This window comes from Pseudomonas paracarnis (assembly GCF_904063055.1).
Taxonomy (GTDB): Bacteria; Pseudomonadota; Gammaproteobacteria; order Pseudomonadales; family Pseudomonadaceae; genus Aquipseudomonas; species Aquipseudomonas paracarnis.
The window spans coordinates 370,914-386,472 of record NZ_CAJFCN010000001.1 but is presented as its reverse complement, the minus strand read 5'-3'; the positions used below and the strand labels follow the sequence as shown (position 1 = coordinate 386,472).

The following is a 15,559-nucleotide window of genomic DNA, read 5'->3' as shown; positions in this document are numbered from 1 at the left end:
TCCTTAGCCTAGAGCCAACATCGTTCCCCAATCACCTGGGTTGGTTACAACGCCTGTGCAAGCCCCTGCCAGCATCACCTCAACAACGCCAGTGGAAGAGGTGCGCATTGGGTGCAGATGGTAATAACTCCCAAAAAGTTCAGTAGGAGAAATAACACTGGAACACCAGCGCCATTTACCTTTTTCAACGCCATTACTCCATGCTCCAGACACGTTACCTTCCAAAAGACGCACGAAGGCGCCTACCGTCAGGTAGGAGTTCTGCGGTACTGCACCAGAGCCATTCGCGAGCGCCATATCGACCGTGTATGGGAACGCAAGCCAAGGACTAACGTCTGACACCGACCACTTCATTTGCCACAGATATACAAACGTGCGCCAATAGTCGCTCGCCCTGATTTCAAAGCTTGGATATTGTTCCCGCACATCTGCCTGCACCTGGAGCATGAAATCCACATCAGCTTGCGGGCGTCCGGCCGCTTGAGAAACAGGGGTAATAGTTCGCAGCTTAGTGGGCGTCACTTCAGCATGAATCCCCCAATTTTCAATCAGTGTTCCGTCGGCGTTGGGGGAAAGATTGAAGTTCTTGGTGACCGCTAACCTTGGGAGTCTATTTTTCAACTCCGCCAATTGTGCGTCATACGCCAAGCGGGCATTAGCTATCGCCTTGTCAATTTCTCCGACTTTTCCAGTAATAACGTTAGTTAAGTTGTTTGCCGCACTAACGACGGCAGCAAGTTGCTGTTCAGTACTCAAATGGATGCTCCTAAACGCCTGATGAGCGTCATATGAAATCAATTAAAAACGCCCTATTTCTTTTCGACTTCCATCACCCGAAATAGAACCCCTACACCGCGTGCCATATTGTCTATGCTCGCGGCCGATAAGGCCGCAATTTCATCAGTCAATAACACATTCAAATTGTCATTCCCCACCACAATCGTCACGCTATCCGCCGGCAAAGGCGAAACATCCAGCGTAAACTTCTGCAGCACCCGCGCCGCCGCCGCTTTATACGTCAGCAACTTCCCCGCCACGGAATACACCGCCAGCAAGGTGCCACTGGCGAGGTAAAACCCGAACTCGCCAATCTCATACTCACCGTCGCCATCAAACAGCGCGGCCATCCTGAGTTGGCGCTCGCCCAGGTCTTCGTAATCGACGATGGCCACCCGTTGACGCTCGTCACGCAAGGCCACTTCCGTGCCGTCGGGGTTGTAGCGGCCGGTGCCGGCGCCGATGTGGGTGATTTCGCCTTTGAGGCCTTGGTTCTTTGCCTGCAGCACTTCATCCAAACCTTTGGAGGTGAAGCGCACCAGGCGCGTGATTTCATCTGTCATGGCTGCGCCCTGAGGTCGTAATCGTTAATGGTGTAGTGCTGGGCAACCCCGGCACTGTTTAGGCGAGCCACCAGCGCCAGGTCCGGCAATGCGCCGTTCAGGTAGAACTCGCCGTCGCTTAAAGGCGCGTCGAGCACTTGCGTGAGCGCGAGCTGGCCTTCGGTTTCATGCACGATGGTAATCGTCGCCTGATCGCGCTCACTTTTCGCCGCGTTGATGCGACGGATCAGCCGGTTGTGGTCGCCGCTGGACCAACTGCGCCCGATGATCGCCTGCACGTCGAAGGTGTAAGGCACGCCCAGCGGACGTTGCTGGTACCAGGCGCTGATATTCGGCGTGAAGCCCAATGACTCCACCGCATGGCTCAGTGCCTTGGGTGTGCCGGCCTGGCGTTGGATCTGCCAGGACAAGGCCACGGTCAGGCGTTTTTCCGCTTCGCTGGCCTCGGCATCCCATTCGCTGACGCCACGGTCGGCGGCCAGGTAAGGCAGGAACTCGCTAGGGGTATACAGCGGGTTCATCAGCGCCGGAAACGGCGGGGCGACACGCTCAAGCAATGTGCCGAAGCCCAAGTCCAACGCCTTTTCCAGCGGTGAGCTGTTGGCGGGCAGCAAACTCGCTTTGGGTTCACTCATAGTGTGCGCACCTCCACCTCGACGCCCGTGCAATACGGGGCCTGGAACGCCGTGCTGACAATCGGCGCCAGCGGTTCGAGGATGTGCAGTTGCGCGGCCCCGGCACTGTGGATGGCGTAGTCGATCCAGCTGGGGTCCACCCGACCTTCCAGACGGTGGCAGGACTCGGCGTAGTCTTGCAGCAGTTTCTGCGCGGCCACTTGGGTCAGCCCCGAGTCCGGGCCGGCGTTGATCTTGGCCACCACACGAATTTTATAGGGTTGAATCTGCGCGCCTTGGACGCTGACAAGATCGGTTTCTGGCCGTACATCCGGCCGTGCGAAATGTCGACGTACACCGTCAAGCAAGTCGACAGATGGCGTGCCGTCGCCCTCCCTGGAAAGCACGGTGACCATGACTTCCCCCGGTGCGGTGCGGCGAGCGTTGCCGTCCTTGACCTGGGCCGCGTAGCCGTCGGGGTCGAAGGTGTAGGTGACCGTGACCACACCGGGCGTCGCGCTTTGTACTTTCACTGCTGGGCGCTCGCCCAAGGTGAACACTTCGCGGCGATACTGCATGCGCGAGCCCGCCGCTGGGGCGTGGGGTGCCAAGTAGTAGCGCAGGCGGGCGTCGTCGTCGCTTTCCAAGGTGGGCGGCACCGGCGGGAAAGCCGCCGGGTCGCCTGGGTCGAGCACTTGGCGTTCCAGGCCCATATCGGCCAGGCGCGCATCCAGGTTGCTGCCGGTGGCCCACCACGCCAGCATCTGCTTGATGCGCGCGTTGTATTTGCGCTCATGGGTTTGCAGGCGCACGCAAAACGCTTCCAGGGCCAGGGTCAGCAGTTCGCTTTCGTTGTCGAGGCTGACCTGGAGTTTGGCTGCGCTTTGCGGCGCGCGAGTGGCGACGTAGTCGATGACGAACGCTTTGAATTCGGCCAGCAACGGTTCGAACTCATCGACCTTAATGATGGCCGGTTCCGCCAGTTGGTTCTGGCCGGGGATCAGCATGCTCATGTCACGACCTCGAAGGATTGTTGGCGGTTTTTCCAGGTGCCGGCAAACCGCAGCAGCAGGCCGGCGCCCTGGCGGGTAGCGACAATGACCTGAGGGTCAAAATCGCCAATGCCGTTATGAATGTTGTAGAACGCTTGGGCGGCGTGGCTTTGGGCGAGGATCAGCAAGTCATCGCCCAGGTTCTGGCCGAGCAATTGCGGGATCAGTGAGCCGTACAGCGGGCGTTTTTGCCGCGTTCCGATGGGGGTGGTCAGCGCGCGGGTGGCGCGCTGCACAAATTGCAGCCAGTCGTCGACGGCCGCCCCGGTGTTCCTATCGATTCCGAGCATGGGGTGTCCTTATCGGGGGCTGATGACGCGTCCTTGATGGTCCACCACCGGGCCGCTGAAGTGCGCGCCGCCGGCATCCAGCAACAGGCTGGTACCGCCGATTTGCAGGGTGATGCTCTGGGCATTCATGGTCAGGCTGGCAGCGCCGACTTTAATGTCGACCTGTTCACGGGAGCCGCTGACGGTGGTTGGGCCGTTGACCCAGTTGAAGGTATGGCTGGCATCGTCGTAGTCGCTTTGGGTGCCGTCTTGATGGCGCCGCCGGGTCAGCGTTGCCACGCTGGAGACCGGCGGGAAGCGATCACTGTTGAGGCCGAACAGGGCCACGGATTGCACACCGCCCTCCCCCCCGCCGTAGTTGAGCAGCAGGCATTGCTCACCCACCGTGGGGATGCGGGTTTCGGTTTGTGCACCGGCACTGGGGTTGAAAAAGCGGATCGCCGGGGTGAGCAGGTCACCGTGGCTGACCTTGCAGGTGTTGCTGGCCGCATCGACGTGCTGGCAGATGCCGATCCGGCAGAAGCTCTCGGCGCGGCGGTAGAGGTCCTCAAGCTGGGACTCCATCTCAGCCAGGCGTTCGACGATCGGTCCCAATTGCATGCGTAACAGCGCGTCGAACATGGGCTACTCCGCCAGTGGCTGGTATTGGGTTGGGTCGTCGATGTTGGAGACGTCCCAAGTGCAGGCAAATAGCGGTTGGCCTGTGGGATCGTCGAGTAACACCGGCCCCAGATAGAGGGTTTGCGTGAAGGAAACCGTCCAGGTGTCGTAGTCCGTTTCCACGGAAGTGCGCGCAGCGGGAGCGGCGACGATATTCGCCGGCAAATCGCACTGCGTCTGGGGCAGGTTCCAACGGTTATCCAACACCAGGTCCATGAGTTGGCTGGCCAGGTCGCAGGCATCGAACGGCAATGCACCGGGGGCGACCATGGCCCTCAGTGAAATGCTCAGCACGTGAGCCTTGCGCCCTTCGCGAGAGCGAATGCCCGGGCCATTGCCTTCGACCGTGACCTGCACACCGGTTTTTTCGGCGTCGCCCTTAAAGTCCTGGTGGCTACCGACCTTGATGTCGGGGAAGGCCGCGTGCAGCACCGCGCCGATGGCCTGGGGCAGTTGGGATGGCTTTTCGATAAGCGTCATTTTAAGTAGCGTCCTTGCAACAATTACTGCGGGTCCTGGCGGGAGCCTTGGTTGATCCCGATGCGCTTGGCTGCCCACCGTTCATAAAGACCGATGGCCACGTCGGCACCGGCCATGGCGGTCAGGCAACCAATGGCGCCGGCGGTCCAGATCGACATTCCGGCGGCGTAGCACAGCATCAGGGCGGAAACCCCGCAAACCATGCACGCCCCGGAACGCAGGGCCAGACGGCGGATCAGTGACCAACCGCGGGCGCCCTCCTTGTCGGCCCGCCACATCTCGCCGGATACGCCGCCGATCACTGCCAATACGATCACCAGCCAGATAGGCATTTCCGCTAACGCTTGCTGTTCATTTGTCATGTCACGCCTCCTGGCTGAGCAATAGATAGTCCGTATTTCATTTACAAATGCTTGAGTAGGTAGGCATTCCAAAAAGCCCGGTCGCCCGGGCTTTTCAGTAATGATGTCCTCGGACTTTCGGCGCTACTGGCGCGGTACGGTCCTTTCCTCGATGTTTTTCCGACCACGATCCCTGTCTGCCGGATAACTGCTTCTGGTGCTTTACGCTGCACACCCGGGTCAGTTGCCAACCCTCTGAACCGTTAAGGCCGGTTCATCGCTGCCTGTTGTTGAAGCGGTGAAACTAAAGAGCGTCGGCATCCTTGCCGGTGTTGCCTGGCATCCCTGCCATCGCTTCGATGGCGTCCTTGCCGATGTTGCGTGCCTTCCTTGTCTTCCTTGGCAGCATCCTTGCCGCCTCCACCAGGCCTTGTTGGCTGGCTTGAGATGAAGAATATGCATGTATGCATATACAGTCAATGCACAAATGCATTTATTTTTGCTGCGGAAATGCGCATATGCATTAGAAGGCCTACTGGCTTGGGGTTTGCCGGTTTTCTGCGGGTGAAAAAAAACCCGCACATGGGCGGGTTTCTTCTTACGAGTGGGAGTTAGCGGGCGTACATACCCCACCAGAAAACATGACCGAGGATGCTAATCTGCTCGTCCTGGATATCCTGGAAGCTGTAGTCCTCATCGGGGTGTTCATCACGATTGAAGCTGCGCAGGCGGATACCGGAAGGCAGGCGGTAGAGCTGTTTAACCCGCAACTGGCCGTTGTGATTGATGGCATACAGGTCACCATCGACGATATCGCCAATGCCGCTCTTGCCGGCATTGACCCCCACCGTGGCGCCGTCTCGTAACACCGGCAACATACTGTTACCGCGCACCGTCACGCACTTGGCCTGGTCGAACTGCACACCGTTATGCCGCAGGCTGCGCTTGCCGAACCGCAGGCTGGCCTTTTCGCTTTCCTCGATGACGAATCTTCCTGATCCAGCAGCCAATTCAACCTCGCGCAGAAAGGGGATCGACACCTCGTCATCATTGACGGGGGTGTCGTCGTCCCACAGGCTTATGTCCTTGAGTTCCGAATGCATCGGGTCGCGCCCGTCATCGCGCAAAGCGCCCACTGCTGCGCGCCCGCGCAGGTAATCAGTGCTCACGCGAAAATACTCGGCGATACGGGAGATGTGTTTATCCGACGGATCAACGATCTTGCCGCTGAGGATCCGGGACAGTGTGGATTGAGGCACGCCAGTGCGTCGGTGAAGCTCCGTGGGGGAGATCCGGTCGCGGTCCAGCAGCTCTCTTAAGACGATAGAAACGTTGCGTTTTTGCATAGCGCGGATAGTGACGGGAGTTTGGGGGGTTGGCAAATGCTAATTTGCATATTTATGCATTAAACATCTGGACCTCACTTAATTCGAATCAGAACACTGTATATACAACCAGTTATCGACACTCTATTATTCCGACAGCTTGGTATTGCTGCCGATCAACACCTTGCATGTCGACAACTCAAGGCCTATGTATAAAACTCTTTGACAACGTAGCCAGCAACGACGGAGGTGCTCATGGCTTATTCAGCGCTAGCTGTCGCTAACGCCTTCATTGAACGTGCGAAGGAAGGCAAGCTTTCGGGCCTGACGCCCATGAAGCTGCAAAAACTGCTGTTTTATACGCAGTCCTGGCATTTGCGCGAACGGGATCAGCCCCTCATGGATGATCACTTCGCCCGCTGGCAATATGGCCCGGTCATTCCGTCGCTTTACCATGAGTTAAAATCCTACGGTAATCGCCCGGTGACCGCGTTGCTCAGCAACCTGAAGCCCGACGCCGAAGACATTGTCTTCGTGACACCGAGAGTGCCTGAGAGCGATACCTACACCCATCGTTTGATTGACCGGATCATCAACAAATACGGCAAGTGGTCTGGCACCCAACTGTCCAACCTCTCCCACGAGGACGGCACAGCCTGGGCCCTCAAGGGCGCCGACGGTTCGGCCATCGACTGGGAAGACATGGCCACACTCATTCACCCAAAGAGCCGCATCCGTGAGTGAAGAACTCGACAACCTGGAACTCACCTTGCCCCCCGTGGCAGGGCCTGACCAGGACACCCAAGCCGGTGGCGAGCAAGCCATAGGCACCGACGATGAAAGAAGCCAGAACCTCAAAGACCAGAAGGCTGAAAGGCAACTGCGCAAGAAATATGCGGGACGTGCGTTTTGGTTCGCTGCGTGCGGGGTGATCTTCTGGGGGGTCCTGCTGGTGTGGAATGGCTGGTCGACGTATTACTCGGGTAAAGCGCCGTTCTCGGACAATGTGTTGATTGCCATCACTACGGCGACTTCAATCAACTTGTTTGCGGCGTTTCTTGGGGTGATCAGAGGGTTGTTTCCGGCTAGTGGGCGTAAATCCAAATAGTCTGGTCGTACTCATACCCTGACTTCTCTCTATCCGGCATTAAGGTGTGAGCACGCAAAAGTCAGTTAATCATCTTCAAGGCACTGATCGGTTTTTTAGTTTTTGCCGAGCTTATCCAGCAGCGACCGGCTGCAAAAATCGCACCGAGGTGGAGTTTCATCTTGCGGCCAACACCTCGGATTTCCGCCACGTCTGTATTGCGCAAGACCCGGTCCCGCTTAACCGGGTCGGTGCTATTGACCACCCCGACCAGCATCAACTGAAGCCGCACCCGCGGCGGCTTCTGTCGTCGGCCAGTCAGCGGCGCGGAGTCTGCAAGGCGTGGTAGCCGTAATCGGCGCGAGCTTTGCGTAAAGGAACGCCCTCCTCGATAGCCGTACGAATATGTTCTTCGGCCTGGTGGATTTCTTCGGCCACCTCCAGCACTTCGCTCAGTGAGCCGGCCGGAATCACCACCAGGCCGTCAGCGTCGCCGCGCAACCAATCATCGGGTTGTACCCGCACGCCACCCAGCGTAACGGGCGCCTGGATCGCTTCGACACGCACGCGATCCTTGCCGGTGCGCATCCAGTTCCCCCGGGAAAAGATCGGGTAGTTAAGCTCCAACGCACGGTCGACATCGCGGCAGATACCGTCAATCACCGTCCCGGCCAACTGCTTACGGGCGGCGGTAGAGGTTAGTAAATCGCCCCACACGGTGGTGTCGAGCCGCGCCTGGTTGTCGATCACTACCACCTGGCCAGCCTCAAGGTCGTCGATGTAGTCACCCACCGAGCCGCCGTCCAGGCCAATAGGGCCGTAGCGCAGGGTCCAGGCTTTGCCTGTGAGGTTGAACGACCGGTCCAGAGGCATGATGTCGGTGCACTGGCAAACGATTTTCAGGCGGTCCATCGCATCGCTGAGGTCGGTGCAACTCAGGGCGTCGAGGCGGGTAACAATAGAGGTTTGCATGATGTGGCCTTCCTTGTGTCCTGTGGGTTAACGCGCGGTGGCGTCGGCACTGAATGCGTGGATATTGTCGACGATCTGGCGTGACGCCGTCCGGATTGCCGTGGTGGTATTGCCAGCGATGTGCGGCGTCAATTGCGCATTGGCAATAGCGGTCAATGGCGAGTCGAAGCGGTCTTTTTCAAGGGCAAAGGTATCGATGGCGACGGCTTTGATATGCCTGGGAAACTGGCGCATGAAAGCGGCCAACCGGTGTTCGTCGACGATCCCGCCGCGCGCGGTATTGATGAGGATTGATCCCTGGCGCATCTGCTGGAACTCGGCGGTGCCGAACAAGCCTCGGGTCTGCGGGGTGAGCGGTACGTGGATCGAGACGATGTTCGCCTCGGCCAGTAACTGTTCAAGACCTGCCCGCCGTTCAAGCCCAAGGCTGTGCGCCACCGGTTCGGTAAAACGTTCGGACCCGGTGGCGATCACCTTGATGCCCAGCGCCGCAGCCTTGCGCGCCACCTGCCGGGCAATGCTGCCGGTGCCCACCAGCCCAAGCGTCAGTTCGGCGTATTCGCAGGCAGGTGCCAAGGAGCCTTTTGCCCAATGGCCGTTGTGCGTTTCAGCGTTGTAGTCATCCAGGTCGCGCGACAGAAACAGCGCCTGGGCCACGACGTATTCGGCAACAGCGGTCGCGTTGGAGCCCGGTGTGTTGAGGATCGCCACGCCACACTGCTCGCACGCCAGCCGATCAATATGATTGATCCCTGTGCCCGCCTGGGCAAGGGCGCGCAGTGGCGTGGCCAACGCCGGCGAGGTGGCAGCGCGGATCAGGCCAGCGCCCAACGGGATGTTCAGGCGCGTCTTGAACACGCTGTAACCCCCGGCCTGACTCACGGCGGCAATAAAGCCAGGTTCGTCATGGCAGTTGATCTCGGCATAGTGAATGCGCGTGCCGTAGTGCTGCCGGATGCGCTCTTTGTCCGCGAAATAATGCAGGTTGAGGGTGACGCCCAGGCCCAGTTCAAGAAAGCGATCGACTTCCTCAAACAGTAACGGCGGCCCGGGGGCATCCAGTATCAAGGTGGTAAATGCCATACAGTTGATCCTCTTGGAGGGTAGCGCCTGCCGATACCCAGGTTGCCCTGGGCATCGGGGTTAATCACCAGGTGAAATGGTGGGCGCTTGCGGGATCGACCAAACCTGCATCGGTACTCACGGCCGCGAGGAACCCGCTGTAGAAATCATTCAGCGATGACGACTGGATGAACGCGGGATTGCTTTTGGCGTAGAGCAGAAACAAGCGATAGATTCGCAAGTTCTTTTCCTTGAGATAGACCTCGGCCCTGAGGCTGGGCCAGAGGTTGAGCAAGCTGCCTTCCTTGATTTTCCATGGATCCGCCGGCTCGGTGCCGTTGGTGGCTTTGTACACGAAGCGCTTACCTTCAATCACTTCCAGGTGCAGGCTGGCCAGCAGCTGTTCGGCGGTACCGACGGCTTCGGCCTTCAAGGCTTGCGCCAGCCTCTGGATGTGGGCCTTTTCCGGGATGCTGCCGGTCAGGGTCAGCCAGGCGCATTTGAGGTCGGTTCGCGCAATGGCGTAGGCCATGCCTTTGACGTAGGTGTGAAAGCTCTCATCCTCGTTGAAGGCCTTGGACAAGCAAGTTGCCGGCTCTTGCGCAAACTGCCCGACGCCGATCAGTTCGCTGTGCAATCCACCGGCCAGCAAGGCGCGGGTCCAGGGAATCGCACGAATGGCATCGGGACGCGACTCGAACACCTTGATGTTGAAGATACGAGAAGGCGGCCGGGTGCCTTTGGCGGTGGCCCTGACCACATCGAATCGTGCCAGGTCCCGCAGCAGGGAAGGCAGCGCCGGATGCTCGAAGAACGTCGCCTGGTAGCGGCGCACCACGCCCCCCCAACGTTGAACCCTGCCGGCAATGACCTCCTCGGACGGCTGCGGCTTGGGCTCGGCGTGCATACGGTACAACTGGCTGAGAAAGTTGACGGACTGGTTGCGGGTCAGCAGATGAGCGCGCATCTCCGCGCAGCCGGCCAGCATGAAGCGGGTTTCCGGGCCCTCCAGCGCGCCGAACTCCTGCAAGGTCTCGGCGATCACCCCATTACACCGTGCGTGTTCCCCGCCCATGATGACGTGGACGACCACCTCGATGCCATAACGGGCCGCGATCAACTTGTGCTGGTTGGCAATCGCCATGTTCAGCTTGTGCATGGCCTTGCCGCCTTGCTTGCCCGTGTCGCTGGGGCCAAACGTGATGTATTGGCGGTTGCCGCGCGTTGCCAGGTGCTGGCGGTACACCGGGTTTTCGTACACCTCATGCACCGTGGCCACCGTGCGCTCGGCACCTGCCAGGTCTTCAGGTTGCAGAGCGATGTCAATCCCGTCCCGTACCTGGGCCGCTTTCATCAGGAACAGCACCTCCAGCGCGCTGAGGGCCGAGGTGTACTCGGCGATCCCGTGGATTTTCATCCGGTCGCGATAACGGTCAATCATTTCAAACCGTTCCACCGCGTTGCGCGCATCGTGCATGCGGATATAGCTCGCATCCTGCTCCATCAGCGCAATGTAATCCTGGCCGGCATATTGCTCGACTTTCCGCGTGTAAATCGGCGTCGTGCGTTGCAAATACTCCTGCCACAGGGCAGCGGGCGTCCGGGCCGCCCCGCCCTCCAGCGCGACCTCAAGGGCGGCCTGACGCGCACGCTCATCCAGCTCGTGATAGTGCCGGCCCTGGCCCAGGCCGATGGTTTCCAGCCACTGACTGGAAAGGATCTCATCGACCACGCAGCTGAACATCTCGGCGTTTTCACGAAACTCGATATCCAGATAGTGAAAGCCAAACGCATGCACCCGCAGCAGCAGACGGTCGATGGCGGCGGGCTGGGTAAAACGGATGCTGCTCAGTGCGTCGATCAGTTCGGCGGGACGCTTGAAATGCTCGGGATGATCCTTGCCCACGCGAGCACGAATCTCTTCAAGGCGATGCCGTGCGCCGCCGTCCTTGATCAGACTGTCGATATCAGCGATGTAGCGATTGCGCAGCGCCGTTTCCAGCGCCACCACCAGGGTTTCGGTGTGCTGGTTGGTGTCATAGGGGCGGCCATCCTTGTCGCCGTATAACCAGGTGAACAATGTCAGCCATTTTTCCTGCGGCGCCAGGCCCAGGGCGTGATGCACGTCGGGCAACGCGTCATACACACTGTCGGCGTAAAAAATCTGTGACTCGATATCGGTGCCATTACTGCCCGACCACACGGCGTTGTACAACTCCAGCAGAAGCTGCGCAGTGACTTGAGGCTTTTTCAGGCCACGATCCTCGACGTGCTGTGCCAGTTTCTGCAAGACCAGCACAACGGAATGCTTGAGCTGGTCGGTTTCTTTGCACAGCACTCCCAGGCTGATATTCACGCCCGCAGGCGCTGCAATCAACTGCGGATCGAGCGTGAGCAACTGACGAGGCAGACTGGCTTGCGAAGCAATCTGGGTCGCCACACCCCTGACCGACAATTCGAACAGCAGTTGCTTGATCAGTAACAACTTCCAGAATGCCTCGACGTCTTTGCTGGAGCGCGATTCGAAGAACGCCTTGCCCAGAGCTGCGGCCAATTTCGAATCACCCTTGTCCAGATACGACAGCGTATCGATTTCAGCATAGATCCTGAGACAGGCACGGGCATGCGGGGTGTGGGAAGCATCATCCGTGTTGGCCTTGAGTGCGTGCTCCAGGGCTCGCCATAGGACGTCATGCAGTAGCGCGGGGTTGGTATGGCCGATTGAGGGGCGAGTTGATGCATTTTCCAGTATGGAGTTGATCACATGATTCATGGGTTCAAGCCTCGATAATTGTCAAATCCCTTGTTTGCAGTGCGCCGAACAGACACACGCAAAATCATCAATGTCCCAGGCTTAACCCACTGCGTCGCAACGAACGGAACTCACCTGTTCGCCGACAGAAAGCCCCCTTGTCGATACCGAAAAACGGCAAAAAAATGAAACAATTTGTTACATCTGTGAGCAATAAAACATGCTCCGAATTTTTCGACAAAAGACCTTTTTGGAATAGAGAGCCAGAAAAAAATGATAGGAAGCTAATAAAAATCACATCAACGATTCTTTTTAGTGCGGATGTTTTTTCTAAAACCCTGATTATTCGAAATTATATTCACCCGCTCAAAAACGCTCGCCCCGGAAAGAATCTCGCGAAGGCACGACCTGCGAGCGCAACTTAAACAATTCTTCATAAACACAACTTTCTGAAAAGCCAGAGCAGGTTCACGCGTTAACAGCGGTGTCTCCTTGCAAAACGCCTTGCACCACACCTCCAATCTTCTCCACGTCGCCAAGCTGCTCGCAGAAGATGCGGCGATGACCATGGAGACGGACCGTTACGCCTGGGCTTCGCATGATTTGCAGGAAATGGTCGAGGCGGTGGTTGATGATGGGGTGAAGGTGTTGGATTCGCCGGTTAATACCCAGTAAGCCGCGAAAATAGAAAAGGCGGGTAACCGCTAACCTGTGGCGGCGCCGCTCCTTTAGTGGTGGATATCGGGGCGGCACCGCTTTTGCTTTTTTACCTATCCGTTTGCGACCTGCGAACCCCCGACCTCGCGTGTTAACCTTGCCGCCATCGCAAAAAATGCTGGGCCAAGCGCCCCCTTTGCCCCATCACTTTCAACGAATTTGCCTACTACCCAATGAGTAAAAACACTTCAGACCTGTCCTCCCACACCCCGATGATGCAGCAGTACTGGCGCCTGAAAAACCAGCACCCTGATCAGTTGATGTTCTATCGCATGGGCGACTTCTACGAGATCTTCTACGAAGACGCGAAGAAGGCCGCCAAGCTGCTGGACATTACCCTGACCGCGCGCGGGCAGTCGGCGGGGCAGTCGATTCCGATGTGTGGGATTCCTTATCACTCGTTGGAAGGCTACTTGGTCAAGCTGGTCAAGCTGGGCGAGTCGGTGGTGATCTGTGAGCAGATCGGTGACCCGGCCACCAGCAAAGGGCCGGTGGAGCGCCAGGTGGTGCGCATCATCACCCCAGGCACGGTGAGTGATGAGGCGTTGCTGGATGAGCGTCGCGATAACCTGATTGCGGCGGTGTTGGGCGATGAGCGTCTGTTCGGCCTGTCGGTGCTGGATATCACCAGCGGCAACTTCAGCGTGCTGGAGATCAAGGGTTGGGAAAACCTGCTGGCGGAGCTGGAGCGTATCAATCCGGTGGAGTTGTTGATCCCGGATGATTGGCCCAAGGACTTGCCCGCCGAGAAGCGTCGGGGAACCAAACGTCGTGCACCGTGGGATTTTGAACGTGATTCGGCACTGAAAAGTCTGTGCCAGCAGTTCTCGGTGCAGGACCTTAAAGGCTTTGGTTGCGAAACCCTGACCCTGGCTATCGGCGCTGCCGGCTGCCTGCTCAGCTACGCCAAGGAAACCCAGCGTACCGCCCTGCCGCACTTGCGCAGCCTGCGCCATGAGCGTCTGGACGATACCGTGGTGCTTGATGGCGCCAGCCGTCGCAACCTGGAACTGGACACCAACCTGGCCGGTGGCCGCGATAACACCCTGCAATCGGTGGTAGACCGTTGCCAGACCGCCATGGGCAGCCGTTTGCTGACCCGTTGGCTGAACCGTCCGCTGCGGGACTTGACCGTGCTGCAAGCACGCCAGTCTTCTATTACTTGCCTGCTCGACGGCTATCGCTTTGAAAAGCTGCAGCCGCAACTGAAAGAAATCGGCGATATCGAACGTATCCTGGCACGGATCGGTTTGCGCAATGCACGGCCCCGTGACCTGGCGCGCCTGCGTGATGCCTTGAGCGCCCTGCCGCAGTTGCAAGTGGCGATGACCGAGCTGGACACGCCGCACCTGCAACAGCTGGCAGTGACTGCCGGCACGTACCCGGACCTCGCGGCACTGCTGGAAAAAGCCATCATCGACAACCCGCCCGCGATCATTCGTGACGGCGGCGTGTTGAAAACCGGCTACGACAGCGAGCTGGATGAGCTGCAATCCCTGAGCGAAAACGCCGGGCAGTTCCTGATCGACCTGGAAGCCCGCGAAAAAGCCCGTACCGGCCTGGCTAACCTGAAAGTCGGCTACAACCGCGTGCATGGCTACTTTATCGAGTTGCCGAGCAAGCAGGCGGAGTCTGCGCCTATCGACTATCAACGTCGCCAGACCCTCAAAGGCGCCGAGCGTTTTATCACCCCAGAGCTCAAAGAGTTCGAAGACAAGGCGTTGTCAGCCAAAAGCCGCGCCCTGGCGCGGGAAAAGATGCTGTACGAAGCCTTGCTCGAGGACCTGATCAGCCGCCTGGCGCCGTTGCAAGACACCGCCGCCGCCCTGGCGGAGCTGGATGTGTTGAGCAACCTCGCCGAACGGGCGCTGAACCTGGACCTCAACTGCCCACGGTTTGTCAGCGAACCGTGCATGCGCATCGTGCAAGGCCGTCACCCGGTGGTAGAGCAGGTGCTGACCACGCCGTTCGTCGCCAATGACCTGTCGCTGGACGACGATACCCGCATGTTGGTGATCACCGGTCCGAACATGGGTGGTAAATCCACCTACATGCGCCAGACCGCGTTGATCGTGCTGTTGGCGCATATCGGCAGCTTTGTACCCGCAGCCAGTTGCGAGTTGTCGCTGGTGGACCGCATTTTCACGCGGATCGGCTCCAGCGATGACCTGGCCGGTGGCCGTTCGACCTTTATGGTGGAAATGAGCGAGACCGCCAACATTTTGCACAACGCCACCGAGCGCAGCCTGGTGCTGATGGACGAAGTAGGTCGTGGTACCAGCACCTTCGACGGCCTGTCCCTGGCTTGGGCCGCGGCCGAACGCTTGGCGCATTTGCGTGCGTACACGCTGTTCGCCACGCACTACTTCGAGCTGACGGTGTTGCCGGAAAGCGAGCCGCTGGTGGCCAACGTGCATCTCAATGCCACCGAGCACAACGAGCGCATCGTGTTCCTGCACCATGTGCTGCCAGGGCCTGCGAGCCAGAGCTACGGCCTGGCCGTGGCGCAGTTGGCCGGTGTGCCGAACGAGGTGATCACCCGTGCCCGCGAACACCTCAGCCGCCTGGAAACCACGGCCCTGCCCCATGAAACCGTGGTCGCCAGCCCGGCCAAGGCCAGCAAGAAACCTGCCGCGCCGCATCAGAGCGATATGTTCGCCAGCCTGCCCCATCCGGTGCTGGATGAGTTGGCAAAGCTTGACCTGGATGACTTGACGCCGCGTAAAGCGCTCGAAATGTTATATGCACTGAAGACTCGGATATAACGCAGACGCTTGCAAGCTGATAGAATCTCGCGCGGTTTGGGATGCTGCGGGCTTTTAGCCTGGTCCGCAGACTATCGCTCTCAAACCTCGCGAACCCCACCA

15 protein-coding genes and 1 pseudogene are annotated in these 15,559 nt (G+C 58.8%); 4 read left to right on the top strand and 12 right to left on the bottom strand.

Annotated elements, in window-relative coordinates; all coding sequences use genetic code 11:
• Positions 1–3: 3 nt before the first annotated feature.
• The 9 genes from JMV15_RS01685 to JMV15_RS01645 form a co-directional block, all read right to left on the bottom strand.
• Entirely contained in the window at positions 4–756 is a 753-nt protein-coding gene (locus JMV15_RS01685) for a hypothetical protein (RefSeq protein WP_020301162.1), read from the bottom strand.
• A gap of 53 nt (positions 757–809) precedes the next feature.
• Positions 810–1,340: a tail fiber protein gene (locus tag JMV15_RS01680; RefSeq protein ID WP_014717163.1), complete on the bottom strand. Its 531-nt coding sequence runs from the start codon at positions 1,338–1,340 to the stop codon at positions 810–812.
• Positions 1,337–1,975, bottom strand: coding sequence for a phage tail protein I (locus JMV15_RS01675; RefSeq protein ID WP_014717162.1), 639 nt, complete (start codon positions 1,973–1,975; stop codon positions 1,337–1,339). Before JMV15_RS01675 ends, JMV15_RS01680 begins: the two co-directional genes overlap by 4 nt.
• A complete protein-coding gene (locus tag JMV15_RS01670; RefSeq protein WP_014717161.1) occupies positions 1,972–2,967 on the bottom strand; it encodes a baseplate J/gp47 family protein in 996 nt (331 codons plus the stop codon). The genes JMV15_RS01675 and JMV15_RS01670 overlap by 4 nt, the downstream gene beginning before the upstream one ends.
• Positions 2,964–3,296 carry a phage baseplate protein gene (locus JMV15_RS01665; RefSeq protein ID WP_014717160.1) on the bottom strand — a complete coding sequence of 111 codons (333 nt, stop codon included), beginning with the start codon at positions 3,294–3,296 and terminating at the stop codon, positions 2,964–2,966. The genes JMV15_RS01670 and JMV15_RS01665 overlap by 4 nt, the downstream gene beginning before the upstream one ends.
• Positions 3,297–3,305: 9 nt before the next feature.
• A complete protein-coding gene (locus JMV15_RS01660) occupies positions 3,306–3,917 on the bottom strand; it encodes a phage baseplate assembly protein V (RefSeq protein WP_038449087.1) in 612 nt (203 codons plus the stop codon).
• A gap of 3 nt (positions 3,918–3,920) precedes the next feature.
• Positions 3,921–4,436: a hypothetical protein gene (locus JMV15_RS01655; RefSeq protein WP_014717158.1), complete on the bottom strand. Its 516-nt coding sequence runs from the start codon at positions 4,434–4,436 to the stop codon at positions 3,921–3,923.
• A 23-nt stretch (positions 4,437–4,459) separates the two neighbouring features.
• Positions 4,460–4,798, bottom strand: coding sequence for a phage holin family protein (locus JMV15_RS01650; RefSeq protein ID WP_005785384.1), 339 nt, complete (start codon positions 4,796–4,798; stop codon positions 4,460–4,462).
• A 590-nt stretch (positions 4,799–5,388) separates the two neighbouring features.
• Positions 5,389–6,132, bottom strand: a complete 744-nt coding sequence (locus JMV15_RS01645) for a LexA family transcriptional regulator (RefSeq protein ID WP_172832690.1) — start codon at positions 6,130–6,132, stop codon at positions 5,389–5,391.
• Between the two features lie 225 nt (positions 6,133–6,357).
• Here JMV15_RS01645 and JMV15_RS01640 point away from each other — a divergent pair, with 225 nt between their 5' ends.
• Together JMV15_RS01640 and JMV15_RS01635 are read left to right on the top strand one after the other, a co-directional pair.
• Positions 6,358–6,846 (top strand): Panacea domain-containing protein, encoded by a 489-nt coding sequence (locus JMV15_RS01640; RefSeq protein WP_014717156.1) that lies wholly within the window; start codon positions 6,358–6,360, stop codon positions 6,844–6,846.
• On the top strand, positions 6,839–7,210 hold the full coding sequence (locus JMV15_RS01635; protein WP_014717155.1) for a hypothetical protein: 372 nt from the start codon (positions 6,839–6,841) through the stop codon (positions 7,208–7,210). Before JMV15_RS01640 ends, JMV15_RS01635 begins: the two co-directional genes overlap by 8 nt.
• Positions 7,211–7,507: 297 nt before the next feature.
• On the opposite strand, the gene JMV15_RS01630 is transcribed toward JMV15_RS01635, so the two are convergent.
• From JMV15_RS01630 to JMV15_RS01620, 3 genes are all read right to left on the bottom strand, one after another.
• Positions 7,508–8,161, bottom strand: coding sequence for an RraA family protein (locus tag JMV15_RS01630; RefSeq protein WP_038449083.1), 654 nt, complete (start codon positions 8,159–8,161; stop codon positions 7,508–7,510).
• A gap of 27 nt (positions 8,162–8,188) precedes the next feature.
• Complete coding sequence (locus JMV15_RS01625; RefSeq protein ID WP_038449082.1) at positions 8,189–9,244, bottom strand: NAD(P)-dependent oxidoreductase; 1,056 nt, start codon at positions 9,242–9,244, stop codon at positions 8,189–8,191.
• A 64-nt stretch (positions 9,245–9,308) separates the two neighbouring features.
• Positions 9,309–11,996, bottom strand: a complete 2,688-nt coding sequence (locus JMV15_RS01620) for a phosphoenolpyruvate carboxylase (protein WP_038449079.1) — start codon at positions 11,994–11,996, stop codon at positions 9,309–9,311.
• A 450-nt stretch (positions 11,997–12,446) separates the two neighbouring features.
• Between JMV15_RS01620 and JMV15_RS01615 the strand changes: the two are divergent.
• Positions 12,447–12,650: pseudogene (locus tag JMV15_RS01615) on the top strand (DUF3077 domain-containing protein); the annotation flags it as partial.
• A gap of 215 nt (positions 12,651–12,865) precedes the next feature.
• A complete protein-coding gene (gene mutS, locus JMV15_RS01610) occupies positions 12,866–15,457 on the top strand; it encodes a DNA mismatch repair protein MutS (protein WP_038449077.1) in 2,592 nt (863 codons plus the stop codon).
• The last annotated feature ends 102 nt before the right edge of the window (positions 15,458–15,559 follow it).